Origin of the sequence: Pseudomonas sp. HMSC063H08 (assembly GCF_001813645.1) — a bacterium.
GTDB lineage: Bacteria > Pseudomonadota > Gammaproteobacteria > Pseudomonadales > Pseudomonadaceae > Pseudomonas > Pseudomonas aeruginosa.
Window position 1 is genome coordinate 126608 of the sequence record NZ_KV813635.1, and the last position, 17311, is coordinate 143918.

Below are 17311 nucleotides of genomic sequence, written 5' to 3' on the forward strand. Positions count from 1 at the left end.
GATTCGGCGGGAGGACCCGGATGACCTTGCGTTGCCTGATCGGCGGTTGCGACTGGTGCCGGCAACCGGCGTTGCGACTGGGTGAGGAAACCTTCGACTGCGAGCGCTGCCTGCGTTGCGGTGCCCTGCGCTACAGCGGGATACAACGCCGATGAGCGCCTGGGAGACGCTGTGGAAGATCCTCGGCGAGGAGTTCGCCGATCTCGCCGACTTCGAGCAGACCGCCCGCGCCGCGTTGCGCCTGCTGCTGGCGGCGGCGCTCGGCGCGGTACTCGGCTACGAGCGCGAGCAGAGCGGCAAGGCCGCCGGCCTGCGCACGCATATGCTGGTAACCCTCGGCGCGGCGCTGTTCGTCATGCCGCTGCAATTGCAGGGTGGCGGGGCGGACGCGCTGAGCCGGGTGATCCAGGGCACCGTCGCCGGCATCGGCTTCCTCTGCGCCGGCACCATCCTCAAGGCAGGACGGGAAAGCCGGGTCAGGGGCCTGACCACCGCGGCGGGACTCTGGGCCAGCACCGCCATAGGCGTCGCGGTCGGACTCGGTCACCAGGGTACCGCGGTGCTCGGGACGGTCCTGGCGCTACTGGTGCTGCATGTCCTGGCCTGCCTGAACCGTTCGCCGCCATCTTCCGATAGCCATTGAGGAGAGTTCCGTCATGTTCAAGGACTTCGACGCCTGTACCGCCTGGACCGACGCGATGCAGGAGCGCTGCCAGCCGGTCGGCCTGATCCTCTATCAGCCCAAGCGGCGTGGCGCGGCGGTACGCATGCTGTGGGTAGTGACCCCGGGTTGCAGTTGCCTGAGCGACGCCGAGACCGCCGCCGACAACCTGCTCCAGCGCATCACCGACATCGCCGCCGACGGCCGCGTGCGCTACGCGGACGGCGGCACGCTGTAACCATCAAGAGGAGGAAACCGGCATGGCGCGTGCGATCTGGAAAGGCGCGATCAGCTTCGGCCTGGTGCATATACCGGTGAGCCTGTCGGCGGCGACCTCGTCGCAGGGCATCGATTTCGACTGGCTCGACCAGCGCAGCATGGAGCCGGTCGGCTACAAACGGGTGAACAAGGTCACCGGCAAGGAGATCGAGCGCGAGAACATCGTCAAGGGCGTGGAGTACGAAAAGGGTCGCTACGTGGTGCTGAGCGAGGAAGAAATCCGCGCGGCGCATCCCAAGTCGACCCAGACCATCGAGATCTTCGCTTTCGTCGATAGCCAGGAAATTCCCCTGCAGCACTTCGATACCCCGTACTACCTGGCCCCCGACCGGCGCGGAGGCAAGGTCTACGCGTTGCTCCGGGAGACCCTGGAGCGCACCGGCAAGGTCGCCCTGGCCAACGTCGTCCTGCACACCCGCCAGCACCTGGCGCTCCTGCGGCCTCTGCAGGACGCCCTGGTGCTGATCACCCTGCGCTGGCCGTCGCAGGTGCGCAGCCTGGATGGCCTGGAGCTGGACGAAAGCGTCACCGAGGCGAAACTCGACAAGCGCGAGCTGGAGATGGCCAAGCGCCTGGTGGAGGACATGGCCTCCCACTGGGAGCCGGACGAATACAAGGACAGCTTCAGCGACAAGATCATGAAGCTGGTCGAGGAAAAGGCCGCCAAGGGCCAACTGCACGCGGTGGAGGAAGAGGAGGAGGTGGCCGGCAAGGGCGCCGACATCATCGATCTCACCGACCTGCTCAAGCGCAGCCTGCGTTCCCGCGCCGGCGGCGGCAAGGACAAGGACAAGGGTAGCGAAAAGGCCGGGGCCGACGCGAAGGGTCGCGCCAAGTCCGGTGCCTCGCGTTCGCGGCGCAAGGCCTGAGGCGAACCGCTGGGTAAATCAACCTGAACCAATCGGTCGCCGGCGGGCTCGGAATCAATGATCGTCCGCGCCGCCGGCCATTCGAGGCCGGCGGACGCCTCGCGACCCATCGCCGAACCCACGTCCCGGAGGAGCGCGCCTCGATGAGTTCGATTGTCCGCAACAGCGACGATGATCCGCTGGTCATCGCCATCCAGCAGCCCCGTATCGCCATCGAGTCGGTCAGCCCGGTGGTGGAAGAGGGCGCCTATCCCGCGAAGACCGAGAGCGACCGCGACCTGCGCCTGGCCGCGCGAATCTTCGCCGATGGCCATGAGGTACTCGGTGCCGAGGTGGTCTGGCGGCGTGTCGGGGAAACCGCGGAGCGGCGCCTGCCGCTGCTGCCCGAAGGCAACGATTTCTGGAGCGCGCAGTTGCGCACGCCGCCCTGCGGCCGCCTGTACTTCCGTATCGAGGCCTGGATCGACCGTTTCGCCGGCTACCGCCGCGAATTGCGTGCCAAGCATGGCGCACGCCTGCCGCTGGACCTGGAGCTGCGCGAGGGCGACGAGCTGCTGCAGCGCTGCGCCGAGCGCGGCGGTCCGGAGATCGCCGCCGCCTGTGCGCCGCTGGCCGAACGCCTGCAGGCCTGCCAGAGCGTCGAGGAGCGGGTGGCGCTGTGGCTGGCGGCGCAGACCGGCGAACTGTTGCGTCTGGTCGGCCCGCGCGAGCACCTGGTGCGCAGCCGCGAATACCCGGTGGAGGTGGAGCGACCGCTGGCGCGCTTCGCCAGTTGGTACGAGCTGTTCCCTCGCTCGGAAAGCGGCGACCCGACACGCCACGGTACCTTCGACGATGTGATCCGGCGCCTGCCGCAGATCGCCGCGATGGGCTTCGACGTTCTCTATTTCCCGCCGATCCACCCCATCGGCCGCACCCATCGCAAGGGCCGCAACAATTCCTTGCGTGCCGAGGCCGGCGACCCCGGCAGCCCGTATGCGATCGGCAGCGAGGAGGGCGGCCACGAGGCGATCCATCCCGAACTGGGCGACCGCGAGGATTTCCGCCGGCTGCTCGTTGCGGTGCGCGAGCACGGCATGGAACTGGCGCTGGACTTCGCCATCCAGTGCTCCCCCGACCACCCCTGGCTGCGCGAGCATCCCGGCTGGTTCGCCTGGCGTCCGGACGGTAGCTTGCGCTACGCGGAGAACCCGCCGAAGAAGTACGAGGACATCGTCAACGTCGACTTCTACGCCGAACAGGCCCTGCCGAGCCTGTGGGAAGCCTTGCGCGACGTGGTGCTGGGCTGGGTCGAGCAGGGCGTGACGCTGTTTCGCGTCGACAACCCGCACACCAAGCCACTGCCGTTCTGGGAGTGGCTGATCGCCGAAGTGCGCGGCCGCCATCCGCAGGTGATCTTCCTTTCCGAGGCGTTCACCCGTCCGGCGATGATGGCGCGCCTGGGCAAGGTCGGCTTCAGCCAGAGCTACACCTATTTCACCTGGCGCAACGACAAGCAGGAACTGGCGGAGTACTTCGCCGAACTCAACCAGCCACCCTGGCGCGACTGCTACCGGCCGAACTTCTTCGTCAACACCCCGGACATCAATCCCTGGTTCCTGCAAAGCTCCGGCCGCCCCGGCTTCCTCATCCGTGCCGCCCTGGCGACCATGGGTTCGGGGCTGTGGGGCATGTACTCCGGCTTCGAGCTGTGCGAGGCGGCGGCCTTGCCGGGCAAGGAGGAGTACCTCGACTCGGAGAAATACCAGTTGCGTCCGCGCGACTACCAGGCGCCGGGCAACATCGTCGCCGAGATCGCCCGGCTCAACCGCATCCGCCGGGAAAACCCGGCATTGCAGACGCACCTCGGGTTCCAGGCCTACAACGCCTGGAACGACCGCATCCTGTATTTCGGCAAGCGCACCGCGGACCTCGCCAACTTCGTCCTGGTGGCGGTCTGCCTGGACCCGCACGAAGCCCAGGAGGCGCATTTCGAACTGCCGCTGTGGGAGTTCGGCCTGCCCGACGACGCCAGCCTCCAGGGCGAGGACCTGATGAACGGGCATCGCTGGGTCTGGCACGGCAAGGTCCAGTGGATGCGCATCGAACCCTGGCACCTGCCGTTCGGCATCTGGCGCGTGCGGCGCGTCGACGCATAAGGAGAAACCCATGGCCAGACGCGAGAAACCGGTCTTTCTCAACGACCCGCAATGGTACAAGGACGCGGTGATCTACCAGGTCCACGTGAAATCCTTCTACGACGCCAACAACGATGGCATCGGCGACTTCGCCGGGCTGATCGAGAAGCTCGACTACATCGCCGACCTCGGCGTGAACACTCTCTGGCTGCTGCCGTTCTACCCGTCGCCACGCCGCGACGACGGCTACGACATCGCCCAGTACCGTGGCGTGCACAGCGACTACGGCAGCCTCGCCGACGCCCGCCGGTTCATCGCCGAGGCCCATCGACGCGGTCTGCGGGTGATTACCGAGCTGGTGATCAACCACACCTCCGACCAGCATCCCTGGTTCATCCGCGCCCGTCACGCGAAGAAGGGCTCGCGCGCCCGCGACTACTACGTCTGGTCGGACAGCGACGAGAAATACCAGGGTACGCGGATCATCTTCATCGACACCGAGCAGTCCAACTGGACCTGGGACCCGGTAGCCCAACAGTACTACTGGCACCGCTTCTATTCCCACCAGCCGGACCTGAACTTCGACAACCCGCAGGTCCTGCGCGAGGTGCTCGGGGTGATGCGCTACTGGCTGGACATGGGCGTCGACGGCCTGCGCCTGGACGCGATTCCCTACCTGATCGAACGCGACGGCACCAGCAGCGAGAACCTGCCGGAGACCCACCAGGTGCTCAAGCGCATCCGCGCCGAGCTGGACGCGCACTATCCCGACCGCATGCTGCTGGCCGAGGCCAACCAGTGGCCGGAAGACACCCGGCCGTACTTCGGCGGCGAGGATGGCGGCGAGGGCGACGAATGCCACATGGCCTTCCACTTCCCGCTGATGCCGCGCATGTACATGGCCATCGCCCAGGAGGATCGCTATCCGATCACCGACATCCTGCGCCAGACCCCGGACATCCCGGCCAATTGCCAATGGGCGATCTTCCTGCGCAACCACGACGAGCTGACCCTGGAGATGGTCACCGACGACGAGCGCGACTATCTCTGGAACCACTATGCCGCCGACCGCCGCGCGCGCCTCAACCTGGGCATCCGCCGGCGCCTGGCGCCGCTGGTGGAGCGTGACCGGCGGCGCATCGAGCTGCTGCACAGCCTGCTGTTGTCGATGCCGGGCACGCCGACCCTGTACTACGGCGACGAGATCGGCATGGGCGACAACATCTACCTCGGCGACCGCGACGGCGTGCGCACGCCGATGCAGTGGTCGGTGGACCGCAACGGCGGCTTCTCCCGCGCCGACCCGGCGAAGCTGGTGCTGCCGCCGATCCTCGACCCGCTGTACGGCTACCAGACGATCAACGTCGAGGCGCAGGCGCGCGACCCGCATTCGCTGCTCAACTGGATGCGCCGCCTGCTCGCCGTGCGCAGCCAGCAGAAGGCCTTCGGCCGCGGCAGCCTGAAGATGCTCGCGCCGAGCAACCGACGGATCCTCGCCTACCTGCGCGAATACGCCGAGGGCGAACGGCAGGACAGCATCCTCTGCGTGGCCAACCTGTCGCGCGCGGCCCAGGCGGTGGAACTGGACCTCGCCAGCCATGCCGGCAAGGTGCCGGTGGAGATGATCGGCGGCATGTCGTTCCCGCCGATCGGCGAGCTGACCTACCTGCTGACCCTGCCGCCCTACGGCTTCTACTGGTTCTACCTGGCCGACGCGACGCAGATGCCGAGCTGGCACGTGGCCGCCGACGAGCGCCTGCCGGAACTGCCGACCCTGGTGGTCAAGCAGCGCCTCGGCGAGCTGCTGCAGGGCGCATCGCGGAACATCCTGGAAGGCGAGACGCTGCCGGCCTACCTGCCGAAGCGCCGCTGGTTCGCCGGCGAGAAAGGCCAGCCACGGCTCTGCTACATCGTTCCGCTGGACGAGGCGGAGCCGCGCTGTGCGCTGTGCGAAGTGGAGATCGACGGGCTGCGCTACCAGTTGCCGCTGGGCTTCCTCGACGCCGACCAGCGCGGCGACAGCCTGCCTCAGTTGCTGGCCCTGGCGCGCCTGCGGCGCGGGCGCAAGGTCGGCCTGCTGACCGACGCCGCCAGCCTGCCGCTGTTCGCCCGCAAGGTCCTCGCGCAACTCCGCGCCGAGGCGGTGATCGCCCACGGCGACGGCGAGATCCAGTTCATCCCGGCGGCGGGACTGGCGGAACTGGACGACATCGCCGACGAAGACGTCCTGCCGTTCTCGGTGGAACAGTCCAACAGCTCGATCCGCTTCGGCGAGCGCATGGTCCTCAAGGTGCTGCGCAAGATCCTTCCGGGGCTGCACCCGGAAATCGAGGTCGGCGGCTACCTGACCCGCCACGGCTACCCCGGCATCGCCCCGTTGCTCGGCGAGGTACGGCGGGTCGGCGCGGATGGCGAGCCGCACACGCTGATGATCCTGCAGGGCTACCTGAACAACCAGGGCGACGCCTGGAACTGGACCCTGGACAACCTGGAGCGAGCCGTGCGCGACGAGATATCCGCGGCCAGCGAGGCGCTCGAAGGGCAATACGACAGCCTCGCCGAACTGCGCGGCTTCGCCGCCAACCTCGGCGCCCGGCTCGGCGAGATGCACAGCGTACTGGCCGGCGAGTCGGACGATCCGGCCTTCGGCAGCCGCGAGAGCGACGAAGCCAGCGTCCAGGCCTGGGCGCTGCGCATCGCCGAACAGTTGCGCGAAGCCGGCAAACGCCTGAGCGAGCCGCCACGGCCGTTGCAGGGCGAGGCGGCGGAACAGGCGCGGCGCCTGCTGGAACGCCTGCCGGTGCTGCTCGAACGCCTGCCGCTGCTGGCCCGGCAGGCAGCCGGCGGGCTGCTGATCAGGGTTCACGGCGACCTGCACCTGGGCCAGGTGCTGATGGTCCAGGGCGACGCACGCTTCATCGACTTCGAGGGCGAGCCGGCGCGCAGCCTGGAAGAGCGCCGCCAGCGCCACAGTCCGATGAAGGACGTCGGCGGCATGCTGCGCTCGTTCGACTACGCGGCGGCGATGGTCCTGCGCAACGCGCAGAGCACCGATAGCTCGGAACAGGCCGACAGCGCCCGGCGCAAGGTCGCCATGCGCTATCGCAGCGAAGCCCGCGACGCCTTCCTGGTCGGCTACCGCGCCGCCGCAGCGGGCCTCGCGCACGCCTGGCACGGCCGCGAAGGCGAGGGCGCGGCGCTGGCCCTGGCCTGCCTGGAAAAGGCCGCCTACGAACTGCTCTACGAAGCCGACTACCGCCCCGACTGGCTGGAAGTGCCTCTCGCCGGTCTGGCCGAACTCACCGAACACCTCCTGAAGGGCAAGAACCGATGAGCGAACCGATGTCCGAACGCGAACGCTGGCAACTGGAGCTGGACAAGCTGCAGCGCGGCCTGCAGGGCGATCCATTCGCCTTCCTCGGCCCGCAGCGCGACCCCGGCGGCGAAGGCGGCGTGCTGCGCGCCTACCTGCCCGGCGCGCAGCGTGTCGAGCTGCTCGACGAAGACGGCGCGACGCTCGCCGAACTGGAGCAGAGCGACCCCGGCAGCGGCTTGTTCCAGCGCCACCTGGAGCCCCTGCCGCCGCGCTACCGCCTGCGCGTGCACTGGCCGGACGGCGTGCAGGAAAGCGAAGACCCCTATGCCTTCGGGCCGTTGCTCGGCGAACTCGACCTTTACCTGTTCGCCGAAGGCAACCACCGCCAACTGGCCTCCTGCCTGGGCGCGCAACTGACCCGTCACGAAGGCGTGGAGGGCGTGCGCTTCGCGGTCTGGGCGCCGAACGCCGTGCGCGTCTCGGTGGTCGGCGATTTCAACGGCTGGGACGGGCGCCGTCACCCGATGCGACGACGCTATCCATCCGGCGTCTGGGAACTGTTCGTCCCGCGCCTCGGCGAGGGCGAACTGTACAAGTACGAGTTGCAGGGCCACGACGGCCTCCTGCCGCTGAAGGCCGACCCCCTGGCGCTGGCCTGCGAGACGCCGCCCGGAACCGCTTCGAAGACCTGCGCGGCGTTGCGCCACGAGTGGCGCGACCAGGACTGGCTGGCCCGGCGCGCGGAGCACCAGGGCTATGCGGCACCGCTGTCGATCTATGAAGTCCACGCCGGCTCCTGGCGCCACCGCGACGGCCGGCCGCCGCACTGGTCGGAACTGGCGGAGGAGCTGATTCCCTACGTGCGCCAGCTCGGCTTCACCCATATCGAGCTGATGCCGGTGATGGAACATCCCTTCGGCGGCTCCTGGGGCTACCAGCCGCTCGGGTTGTTCGCCCCCACCGCGCGCTACGGCACGCCGGAGGACTTCGCCGCGTTCGTCGACGCCTGCCACCAGGCCGGCATCGGCGTGATCCTCGACTGGGTGCCGGCGCATTTTCCCACCGACGCCCACGGCCTGGGCCGTTTCGACGGCACGGCGCTGTACGAGTACGAACATCCCTTCGAAGGCTTCCACCAGGACTGGGATACCTACATCTACAACCTTGGCCGCAGCGAGGTGCACGGCTTCATGCTGGCCTCGGCGCTGCACTGGCTGCGCACCTACCACGTCGACGGCCTGCGGGTGGATGCGGTGGCCTCGATGCTCTATCGCGACTATTCGCGCAAGGAAGGCGAATGGCTGCCGAACCGCCATGGCGGCCGGGAGAACCTGGAGGCCATCGACTTCCTCCATCACCTCAACCAGGTGGTCGCCAGCGAGACCCCCGGCGCGCTGGTGATCGCCGAGGAATCCACCGCCTGGCCCGGCGTCAGCCGTCCGGTGGCGGAGGGCGGCCTGGGCTTCAGCCATAAGTGGAACATGGGCTGGATGCACGACAGCCTGGCGTACATCGGCGAAGACCCGCTGCACCGGCGCTATCACCACCACCAGTTGACCTTCGGCCTGCTCTACGCCTTCTCCGAGCATTTCATCCTGCCGATCTCCCACGACGAGGTGGTACATGGCAAGCACTCGCTACTGGACAAGATGCCCGGCGACCGCTGGCAGAAGTTCGCCAACCTGCGCCTGTACCTGAGCTTCATGTGGTCGCACCCGGGCAAGAAGCTGCTGTTCATGGGATGCGAGTTCGGCCAGTGGCGCGAGTGGAACCACGACGGCGAACTGGACTGGTACCTGCTGCGCTATCCGGAGCATCAGGGCGTACAGGACCTGGTGGCGGCCCTCAACCGGCTGTACCGCGAACTCCCCGCACTGCATGCGCGCGACGGCGAGGCGCTCGGCTTCGAATGGCTGATCGGCGACGACCAGGCGAACAGTGTCTACGCCTGGCTGCGCCACGCGGCCGGCGAGCCATCGCTGCTGGCGGTACACAATTTCACCCCGGTGCCGCGCCAGGGCTATCGGATCGGCGTAGCGCAAGGCGGCGACTGGGACGTGCTGCTCAATAGCGACGCCCAGGCGTTCGCCGGTTCCGGCTCAGGCAGCCAGGGCCGCGTCTCCAGCGAGTCGTGCGGCGCCCATGGCCAGGCGCAGTCGCTGCTGCTCGACCTGCCGCCGCTGGGCACGCTGCTGCTGCGTCCGGCCGGCTGATTCAGGCCTGGCCCTGGCGCAGGCGGCGCTGTTTGCGGCGCAGGCGGATCGCCCGGCGCTCCAACAGCAGGTAGACCACGCAGGCCAGCGCCAGGGGTAGGAGGAAATACAGCACCCGGTAGCCGATCAACGCGGCCAGCAGCACGCCCTGGGACAGGCGCCCCTGGAGCAGGGCGATGAACACCGCTTCGAGCACCCCGAGCCCGGCCGGGATATGGGTGATGACCCCGGCGATGCTGCTGATCAGGAGGATCGCCAGGACGCTCGGGTAATCCACGCCGTGCGGCAGCAGGCTGTACAGCAGCAGCGCCATCAGCGACCAGTTGCTCGCTCCGAGCAGGCCTTGAAGGGCCGCCAGCCGCCAGGACGGCAGGGTCAGCCGATGCTCGCGCCAGCCCCAGGCGCGGCGTCGGGCGAAACGGCAGGCCAGCAGGTAGCCGGCGGCCAGCGCCAGGAGCAGCGCGCCGATCAGGCGCAGGCCGTCGCTGCCGAGCTTCCAGCCCGGCGGCAAGGCCGGCAGGCCGCAGCTGAACAGGATGCCGGCGAGCAGCAGGTAGCCGAACCAATTGGTCACCAGGCTGAAGGTGAGGATCCGGGTGATGTCGGCGATGCCCAGGCCGAGCCGGCTGTACAGGCGATAGCGCAGCGCCACGGCGCCGACCCAGGAACTCAGGTTGAGGTTGAACGCATTGCACACGAAGGCCACGGTGAAGACCCGCCGCTTGGGCAGCGAGTGGCCGATGTAGTAGCGGCTGAGCAGGTCGAAACTGCTGAACACCGTATAGCCGGCGGCCGCCAGCAGCAGTCCGAGGAACAGGGTCGCGGGGCGATACTCGCCGAGGGCGTGGCGGACTTCCTGCCAGTCGAGATTCTTCACCAGGAGGAACAGCAGCACCGGGACCAGCACGAAGAACGCCAGGGTCAGCAGCCTGCGCAGCCAGCGCCAGTGAGCGCGGCGTGGCGCCGCCGAGGCAGTTGCGTGACCGCCGCCGTTCATGGGTTGCCCCGCTGGCCCTGGCGTTCCTGCCAGCGCCGCGACGGACGCGGCTCCAGCGATTTCAGGCGCGGCAGATGGGCGGGTACCCAACCGGCGATGGCCGGGAAATGCCGGGAAAAGTGGAAGCCGAGGAAGATCAGCGGCGCCCGCCACCAGTAACCGCGCCTGGCGTGGCGGCGGCTGATGCGCCGGCAGTGGCGGCGCGCCAGTTCGCGCAGGTGCTGGTAGAGCTGGCCGTTGAAGGCGACGTCGTGGATCACCAGGTTGGCCTCCAGGTTCAGCGACAGGCTGAGGGGATCGAGATTGCTCGAACCGATGGTCGACCAGTCGTCGTCGATCACCGCGACCTTGCCGTGCAGCGGACGCTGGCAGTATTCGTGGATACGCACGCCCTCGCGCAGCAGGTAGTCGTAGAGCAGCCGGCTGCACAGGCGCACCAGCGGCATGTCCGGCATGCCCTGTAGTACCAGGTCGACGCGCACGCCGCGGCGCGCCGCATCGCGCAGCTCGCGAAGCAGGCGGTAGCCGGGGAAGAAATAGGCGTTGGCGATCAGCAGGCGCCGCCGCGCCTGGCGGATCGCTTGCAGGTACTCGCGCTCGATGTCGTCGCTGGACTGGTCGTTGTCGCGGATCACCAGGCGCACCCGCGCCGGCTGCCCGGCGCCCGACGGCCGCAACGGCGGGTAGTCGGCGTCCGGTTCGAGCAACGCCAGGCAGGCCTGGCGGATATCGCGCACCACCGGACCCTCGACGCGCACCGCGTAGTCCTGCTTGGCCATGTTGCCGCGACGCACCAGGTGGTCCTCGCCGTAGTTGATGCCGCCGACGAAGGCCTGCTGGCGATCGATCACCACCAGCTTGCGGTGCAACCGGCGAAACAGGTTGGTACGCATGCCGAGCAGGCGCGGGCGCGGGTCGAACAGGTGCACGCGAACCCCGGCGGCGGTCAGCCTGGCCAGGTAGTCCGGGCTGAGCGAGGCGGTGCCGTAGCCGTCCACCGTGACCTGTACCTCGACACCGCGCTCGGCGGCGGCGCTGAGGGCTTCCTGCAACTGCCGGCCGACCTCGTCCTCGAAGATGATGAAGGTTTCCAGGAGGATCTCCCGGCGCGCCTCGGCGATGCACTGGAACAGGCGCGGAAAGTACTCTTCGCCGTTGATCAGCAGTTCTACGCGGTTGCCGTCGCGCCAGGGGAAGTTCATGGCTCCACCTCCACCGCCAGCGGCAGGTGGTCGGACAGGTGCGACCAGGGCCGCCGCGAGAGGATGCGCGGCTGGCGCCCGCGGGCATTGCGCAGGTAGATGCGGTCCAGCGGCAGCACCGGCCAGCGCGCCGGGAAGCTGCGCGCCGGCCGGCCCTGGGCGCCGACGAAGACTTCGCGCAGGCCGCAACCAGCGAGCAGGCGGTCGGCGCGCTGGCGCCAGTCGTTGAAGTCGCCGGCGACCACCACCGGCTCGCGCTCCGGCAGGCCCGCCACCAGCTCGCAGAGCAGTTGCAACTGGCGCTGGCGCTGCGCCTCGCGCAATCCCAGGTGCACGCAGACCGCGTGCAGCGGACGGCCGATGTCGATCACCGCATGCAACAGGCCGCGTTCCTCGTTGCCCGCCACCGAGACGTCGAGGTTGCGGTGGGCGAGGATCGGATGCTTGGAGAGCACGGCATTGCCATGGTGGCCTTCGGGATACACCGCGTTGCGCCCGTAGGCGAACTGCGGCCACATGCTGTCGGCCAGATACTCGTATTGCGGCGCCGGCGGCCAGGACGGCAGGCGCGCGGCGTGCAGGCTATGGGAGCCGAGGACCTCCTGGAGGAACACCAGGTCGGCACCGACGCTGCGCACCGCTTCGCGCAACTCCGGCAGGATGAAGCGCCGATTGAACGGGTTGAAACCCTTGTGGGTGTTCACCGTCAGCACCTGCAGGCGCGGCAGGATCATGCGGCACTCTCCCGCAGGTCATCGGGCAACTGTCCGGGCACCGTGCGCAGGCTGCCGTCGAGTTCCAGCAGCTGCAGGAGGCGCCGGGCGTCGTAAGGTGCGCGCACCTTGACGTCGTTGTCGAAGTAGCAGTACAGGTCGCGCGCCGTCGCCTTCGCCGGTGCGTCCTGGCTGGCCCGGCGCAGGTCGTCGGCCTGGCCGCCGCCGGCCCAGGCGTGGATCCGTGCCTGCCACTGGCCCAGGGCCGCTTCCGAGTAGCCGCTGCGGTACAGCTCCTTGTCGCCATGCAGGCGCAGGTAGAGGAAGTCCGCGCAGACGTCGCCGAGCAGCGGCCACTTGCCGGCGGTATCGGCCACCACCAGGGCCACCCGGTATTCGCGCAGCAGCTCGATGAACGTCGGGTCGACGAAGCTCTCATGGCGGATTTCCACGGCATGCCGCAGGCGCTGCGCCGGATCGCCGTCGAGGTAGCCCTCGCGGTGCAGGCGCGCGGCGCTGTGCCGGGCGAGCTTCTGCGCGGCGGCGCCGTCGCGCGGCAGGCGGGCGAGGAAATCGGCGAACAGCTCGCGGTCGAAGCGCATGCTCGGCGGGAACTGCCAGAGGAACGGGCCGAGGCGCTGGCGCAGGGCGAGGGGGCCGGAGGCGAAGAAGTTCGCCAGCGGCTCGTCGATCTCGCGCAGGCGCCGCACGTGGGTGATGTAACGCGGGGCCTTGACGCTGAAAACGAAGTCCTCGGGGGTGTCCTCGGCCCAGCCGCGGAAGCGCTCGGGCGTCTGCAGGGCGTAGAAGGTGCCGTTGATCTCGATGCTGTTCACCGCCCGCGAGGCGAAGCGCAGTTCGTCCTTCTGGCGCAGCCCCTCGGGATAGAAGTCACCTCTCCAGGGGGCGTAGCGCCAGCCGGAAATGCCGATGCGCAGGCGTGCCGGTGCGCTCATGCATCACCCCCGGGCGCCGCTTTCCGGCGTCGGCCGGCGCGCCAGTTCGTCCACCGCGCGTTCGTCGAGGCGTTCCTCGCTGCCCTCGACCTGGCGCTTCTGCGGCACCAGTTCGACCTTGATCCAGCCGGTCTCGCGGCGGTCGAAGGCTTCGAAGGCCTCGATGGCGTCGCCGATCGGCTTCACCTGGGTGAGGATCTTCGCCGGGTCGATGCGTCCGCTGAGCACATGTTCGAGCAGCAGCGGAATGTACTTGCGGTGGTGGCAGTTGCCCATGCGGATGGTCAGGTTGCGGTTCATCGCCAGGCCGATGGGAAACTGCCGCGAGTCTTCGGCGTAGACGCCGATGATCGACAGGGTGCCGGCCTTGGCCAGGCCCTGCACCGCCCACTCCAGGGCCTGTGCGGGGGCGTTGCCGGGACTCCAGCTGGTGCCCTCCTGGCGCGGCGCCGGGGTGGCGGTGCCATGGCTGTGCTCGGCGTCCACGCCGACGGCGTCGATGGCGCGGTCCACGCCGATCCCGGCGGTCAGCCAGCGCAGGGCCTGGACCGGATCCTCGCGCTCGAAGTCGATCACTTCGGCGCCTTGCTGGCGGGCCATGTGCAGGCGGTCCGGGTGGCGGTCGATGGCGAACACCCGGGCGGCGCCGAGGAGCAACGCGCTGGCGATGGCGAACTGGCCGACCGGACCGCAGCCGAACACGGCGACGGTGTTGCCGGGGGCGATACCGGCCAGTTCGGCGCCGAAGTAACCGGTGGGGAAGATGTCCGACAGGAGTATCGCCTGGTCGTCGCTGATGCTGCTGGGCAGGCGGATCAGGCCGATGTTGGCATAGGGAATCCGCGCTTTCTCGGCTTGCAGCCCATGGAAGCCGCCGTTGGCCCGGGGACCGCCGAAGAACGCGGTGCCGGCCTGGCTGCCGCCGGGGTTGGCGACGTCGCACTGGGCGTAGTAGCCGGCTCGGCAATACACGCAATTGCCGCAGGCGATGGTCGAGGGAATCACCACCCGGTCGCCGACCTGCAGGTTGCGCACTTCGTCGCCGAGCGCCTCGACGATGCCCACGCCCTCATGGCCGAGGATGGTTCCCGGACGCATGCCGCCGACGCTGCCACGGACGAAGTGCAGGTCGGTGCCGCAGATCGCCGAGGCGGTCAGCCGCACGATGGCGTCGGTGGGTTCCTGCAGGCGCGGCTCCGCCACGTCTTCCAGGCGGATGTCGCCGATGTCATGGAATACCACGGCTTTCATGGCGTTCTCCCGGTTGGGGCCCGGCCTCGGCCGGAACGGCAAAGGCGGGCCGGGTGGAAGAAAGGCTCAGTAGTGGGCCTGGGCGACGCCCTGCAGGACGGTGGCGCTGGAGGCCTGGTCGCGGCAGCTGGCGATGTTGCCCAGGGAAACCACGCCGACCAGCCGCTTCTCGCGGTTGAGCACCGGCAGGCGGCGCATCTGGATGTCGGCCATGTTGCGGGCCACGTGCTGGACGTCTTCGTCTTCGAAGCAATAGTGGATGTCGCCGCTCATGATGCGGCCCAGCGGGGTATCCCCGGACAGGCCGCCGGCCACCGCGCGGATGGCGATGTCGCGATCGGTGATCATCCCGACCAGGCGGTCGCCTTCGCCGACCAGCAGGGCGCCGCTGTCGATCCTCGCCATGGTGGCGGCCGCCTCGCGGATGCTCTGCTGCGGGTCGGCGACCTGGACGTTGCGGGTCATGATGTCGCTGATCTTCATGCTGTCCTCCTGTGTAGGGTGGATGTGCGGGCGCCGCGTGCGGCACCTACAGGTTCCGACTGGAGGTGCCGGGGGCGGTTCAGCTTTTTTCCCCGCCGTTCATCCTTCCGCTCCGGCGCCCGGCGGTTGTAGCTCGAACAGCAGGAAACTGCGGCCGCCGACCAGGAACTCGCTGGCGAACGGGTAGCGTTCGCCGAGCGGGTCCTCCGGCCGCTGGGTATCCAGCAGGCAGGACCAGCCGCTGCCTTCGGCCACCTCGGGAAGACGGAAGGACACCGCGTCGTGGTAGGCATTGAGGATCAGCAGCAGGGTGGCATCCTCACCGCTGCGCAGGATCCCGGTGGGTTGCGCGCGGCCATCGAGGAGCACGCCGAGACAGCGGGCGTGCTCGTCGTGCCAGTGTTCCTCGGTCATCTCCTCGCCGCCGGGCGCCAGCCAGGTGACGTCCTTGACCCCCAGCGCCTCGTTGTACTCGCCGACCAGGAAGCGCCCCCTGCGCAGGATCGGATAGCGTTGGCGCAGGGCCAGCAGGCGCTGGGTGAAGGCCAGCAGCGAACGGCCCTCGTCGTCCAGCCGCCAGTCGATCCAGCCCAGTTCGTTGTCCTGGCAATAGACATTGTTGTTGCCCTGCTGGGTGCGGCTGAACTCGTCGCCGGCGACCAGCATCGGGGTGCCCTGGGACAGCAGCAGGGTGGACAGCAGGTTGCGCATCTGGCGCAGGCGCAGGGCGCGGATCTCCGGGTCGTCGGTGGGGCCCTCGCAGCCGTGGTTCCAGGACAGGTTGTGGTCGCTGCCGTCGGCGTTGTTCTCGCCGTTGGCCTCGTTGTGCTTGTGATCGTAGGAAACCACGTCGCGCAGGGTGAAACCGTCGTGGGCGGTGACGAAGTTCACCGACGCGTAGGGCCGCCGTCCACGCTGGTCGTAGAGATCGCCGGAGGCGGTTAGGCGCCGCGCCAGTTCCGGCAGCATGCCGTCGTCGCCGCGCCAGTAGGCACGCACGCAATCGCGGAAACGGTCGTTCCATTCCGCCCAGCCGGGCGGGAAGCCGCCTACCTGGTAGCCGCCGGGGCCGCAATCCCAGGGTTCGGCGATCAGCTTGCACTTGCTCAGCACCGGGTCCTGGCGGCAGGCGACGAGGAAGCCGTGGCGCTCGTCGAAACCGTCCGGATGGCGGCCGAGGATGGTCGCCAGGTCGAAGCGGAAGCCGTCCACGCGCATCTCCGTGGCCCAGTAGCGCAGCGAGTCGGTGACCATCTGCAACACGCAGGGGTGGCTGAGGTCGAGGGTGTTGCCGGTGCCGGAATCGTTGATGTAGTAGCGGCGCTGGTCGGGCATCAGGCGGTAGTACGAGGCGTTGTCGATGCCGCGCATGCACAGGGTCGGACCCAGCTCGTTGCCTTCCGCGGTGTGGTTGTAGACCACGTCGAGGATCAGCTCCAGTCCGGCGTCGTGGAGGTGCGCGACCATCTCCTTGAACTCGTTGACCTGGCCGCTGGCGAGGTAGGCCGGGTGCGGGGCGAAGAAGGCGATGCTGTTGTAGCCCCAGTAGTTGCTCATGCCGTTTTCCAGCAGGTGCTTGTCGTCGACGAAGCCGTGGATCGGCAGCAGCTCGACGCTGGTCACCCCGAGCCGGCGGATGTGCGCCAGCAGGTCGGCGTTCATCAGTCCGGCGAAGGTCCCGCGAACCGCCTCCGGAACCTGCGGATGGCGCATGCTGAGGCCGCGCAGGTGGGCTTCGTAGATCACCGTGCGGTCCCAGGGGACGCGTACCGGCGGGCGCTCGGCCCAGGTGAAGGCCGGATCGATGACCTTCGACTTGGGCACGAAGGGCGCGCTGTCGCGCTCGTCGAAGCTGAGGTCGGCGTCGGCCGAGCCGATGGTGTAGCCGAACAGCGCCTCAGACCAGCGCAGGCGGCCGACCAACTGCTTGGCGTAGGGATCGAGGAGCAATTTGTTGGGATTGAAGCGGTGGCCGGCATCCGGCTCGTAGGGACCGTGCACCCGGTAGCCGTAGATCTGCCCCGGGTGGGCGTCGGGCAGGTAGCCGTGCCAGATCTCGTCGGTGTACTCGGGCAATTCGATGCGCTCGATCTCCTTTTCCCCGCGCGCGTCGAACAGGCACAGCTCGACCTTGGTCGCGTGGGCCGAGAACAGCGCGAAATTGACGCCGAGGCCGTCCCAGGTGGCGCCAAGGGGGAAGGGGTGCCCTTCGCTGATCCGCGAAGGGGCGGGGCTACGCTTTCTGCTCATGCAC

General features: G+C 68.6%; 14 protein-coding genes. 7 read left to right on the forward strand and 7 right to left on the reverse strand.

The features are described from left to right. Positions 1–20: 20 nt before the first annotated feature. From HMPREF2924_RS36745 to glgB, 7 genes are all read left to right on the forward strand, one after another. The gene (locus tag HMPREF2924_RS36745; protein WP_003088917.1) at positions 21–155 is read left to right on the forward strand and encodes a PSPA7_2676 family Cys-rich small protein; all 135 of its coding nucleotides are present in this window, start codon (positions 21–23) and stop codon (positions 153–155) included. Then, on the forward strand, positions 152–643 hold the full coding sequence (locus HMPREF2924_RS33365; RefSeq protein WP_003088919.1) for an MgtC/SapB family protein: 492 nt from the start codon (positions 152–154) through the stop codon (positions 641–643). The genes HMPREF2924_RS36745 and HMPREF2924_RS33365 overlap by 4 nt, the downstream gene beginning before the upstream one ends. Before the next feature lie 13 nt (positions 644–656). Next, complete coding sequence (locus tag HMPREF2924_RS33370) at positions 657–899, forward strand: hypothetical protein (protein WP_003088922.1); 243 nt, start codon at positions 657–659, stop codon at positions 897–899. Between the two features lie 22 nt (positions 900–921). Further along, positions 922–1809 carry a non-homologous end joining protein Ku gene (locus HMPREF2924_RS33375; protein ID WP_003132159.1) on the forward strand — a complete coding sequence of 296 codons (888 nt, stop codon included), beginning with the start codon at positions 922–924 and terminating at the stop codon, positions 1807–1809. 143 nt (positions 1810–1952) lie between these two features. Continuing rightward, the gene (locus tag HMPREF2924_RS33380; RefSeq protein ID WP_023094744.1) at positions 1953–3947 is read left to right on the forward strand and encodes an alpha-1,4-glucan--maltose-1-phosphate maltosyltransferase; all 1995 of its coding nucleotides are present in this window, start codon (positions 1953–1955) and stop codon (positions 3945–3947) included. Positions 3948–3957: 10 nt separating this feature from the next. Continuing rightward, positions 3958–7260, forward strand: a complete 3303-nt coding sequence (gene treS, locus HMPREF2924_RS33385; protein ID WP_003132152.1) for a maltose alpha-D-glucosyltransferase — start codon at positions 3958–3960, stop codon at positions 7258–7260. Next, the gene (gene glgB, locus HMPREF2924_RS33390; protein WP_003132151.1) at positions 7257–9455 is read left to right on the forward strand and encodes a 1,4-alpha-glucan branching protein GlgB; all 2199 of its coding nucleotides are present in this window, start codon (positions 7257–7259) and stop codon (positions 9453–9455) included. Before treS ends, glgB begins: the two co-directional genes overlap by 4 nt. 1 nt (position 9456) lies before the next feature. Here glgB and HMPREF2924_RS33395 read toward each other — a convergent pair whose 3' ends face one another. The 7 genes from HMPREF2924_RS33395 to glgX all read right to left on the reverse strand — a co-directional run bounded on the left by HMPREF2924_RS33395 (position 9457) and on the right by glgX (position 17307). Beyond that, complete coding sequence (locus tag HMPREF2924_RS33395; protein ID WP_003132150.1) at positions 9457–10452, reverse strand: lysylphosphatidylglycerol synthase domain-containing protein; 996 nt, start codon at positions 10450–10452, stop codon at positions 9457–9459. After that, complete coding sequence (gene clsB / locus HMPREF2924_RS33400; protein ID WP_003132149.1) at positions 10449–11654, reverse strand: cardiolipin synthase ClsB; 1206 nt, start codon at positions 11652–11654, stop codon at positions 10449–10451. Before clsB ends, HMPREF2924_RS33395 begins: the two co-directional genes overlap by 4 nt. After that, complete coding sequence (locus HMPREF2924_RS33405) at positions 11651–12388, reverse strand: endonuclease/exonuclease/phosphatase family protein (protein ID WP_003113649.1); 738 nt, start codon at positions 12386–12388, stop codon at positions 11651–11653. Before HMPREF2924_RS33405 ends, clsB begins: the two co-directional genes overlap by 4 nt. Beyond that, on the reverse strand, positions 12385–13323 hold the full coding sequence (locus tag HMPREF2924_RS33410; RefSeq protein ID WP_003132148.1) for a DUF72 domain-containing protein: 939 nt from the start codon (positions 13321–13323) through the stop codon (positions 12385–12387). The genes HMPREF2924_RS33405 and HMPREF2924_RS33410 overlap by 4 nt, the downstream gene beginning before the upstream one ends. Before the next feature lie 3 nt (positions 13324–13326). Then, positions 13327–14574: a zinc-dependent alcohol dehydrogenase gene (locus HMPREF2924_RS33415; RefSeq protein WP_003088939.1), complete on the reverse strand. Its 1248-nt coding sequence runs from the start codon at positions 14572–14574 to the stop codon at positions 13327–13329. A gap of 66 nt (positions 14575–14640) precedes the next feature. Continuing rightward, on the reverse strand, positions 14641–15057 hold the full coding sequence (locus tag HMPREF2924_RS33420) for a CBS domain-containing protein (RefSeq protein WP_003088942.1): 417 nt from the start codon (positions 15055–15057) through the stop codon (positions 14641–14643). Between the two features lie 99 nt (positions 15058–15156). Then, the gene (gene glgX / locus HMPREF2924_RS33425; protein WP_003132147.1) at positions 15157–17307 is read right to left on the reverse strand and encodes a glycogen debranching protein GlgX; all 2151 of its coding nucleotides are present in this window, start codon (positions 17305–17307) and stop codon (positions 15157–15159) included. Positions 17308–17311 lie beyond the last annotated feature (4 nt).

Bases quoted from the DNA above. Each gene is read 5' to 3' on its own strand.
- HMPREF2924_RS36745 (WP_003088917.1), top strand. From the start codon at position 21: ATGACCTTGCGTTGCCTGATCGGCGGTTGCGACTGGTGCCGGCAACCG.
- HMPREF2924_RS33365 (WP_003088919.1), top strand. From the start codon at position 152: ATGAGCGCCTGGGAGACGCTGTGGAAGATCCTCGGCGAGGAGTTCGCC.
- HMPREF2924_RS33370 (WP_003088922.1), top strand. From the start codon at position 657: ATGTTCAAGGACTTCGACGCCTGTACCGCCTGGACCGACGCGATGCAG.
- HMPREF2924_RS33375 (WP_003132159.1), top strand. From the start codon at position 922: ATGGCGCGTGCGATCTGGAAAGGCGCGATCAGCTTCGGCCTGGTGCAT.
- HMPREF2924_RS33380 (WP_023094744.1), top strand. From the start codon at position 1,953: ATGAGTTCGATTGTCCGCAACAGCGACGATGATCCGCTGGTCATCGCC.
- treS (WP_003132152.1), top strand. From the start codon at position 3,958: ATGGCCAGACGCGAGAAACCGGTCTTTCTCAACGACCCGCAATGGTAC.
- glgB (WP_003132151.1), top strand. From the start codon at position 7,257: ATGAGCGAACCGATGTCCGAACGCGAACGCTGGCAACTGGAGCTGGAC.
- HMPREF2924_RS33395 (WP_003132150.1), bottom strand. From the start codon at position 10,452: ATGAACGGCGGCGGTCACGCAACTGCCTCGGCGGCGCCACGCCGCGCT.
- clsB (WP_003132149.1), bottom strand. From the start codon at position 11,654: ATGAACTTCCCCTGGCGCGACGGCAACCGCGTAGAACTGCTGATCAAC.
- HMPREF2924_RS33405 (WP_003113649.1), bottom strand. From the start codon at position 12,388: ATGATCCTGCCGCGCCTGCAGGTGCTGACGGTGAACACCCACAAGGGT.
- HMPREF2924_RS33410 (WP_003132148.1), bottom strand. From the start codon at position 13,323: ATGAGCGCACCGGCACGCCTGCGCATCGGCATTTCCGGCTGGCGCTAC.
- HMPREF2924_RS33415 (WP_003088939.1), bottom strand. From the start codon at position 14,574: ATGAAAGCCGTGGTATTCCATGACATCGGCGACATCCGCCTGGAAGAC.
- HMPREF2924_RS33420 (WP_003088942.1), bottom strand. From the start codon at position 15,057: ATGAAGATCAGCGACATCATGACCCGCAACGTCCAGGTCGCCGACCCG.
- glgX (WP_003132147.1), bottom strand. From the start codon at position 17,307: ATGAGCAGAAAGCGTAGCCCCGCCCCTTCGCGGATCAGCGAAGGGCAC.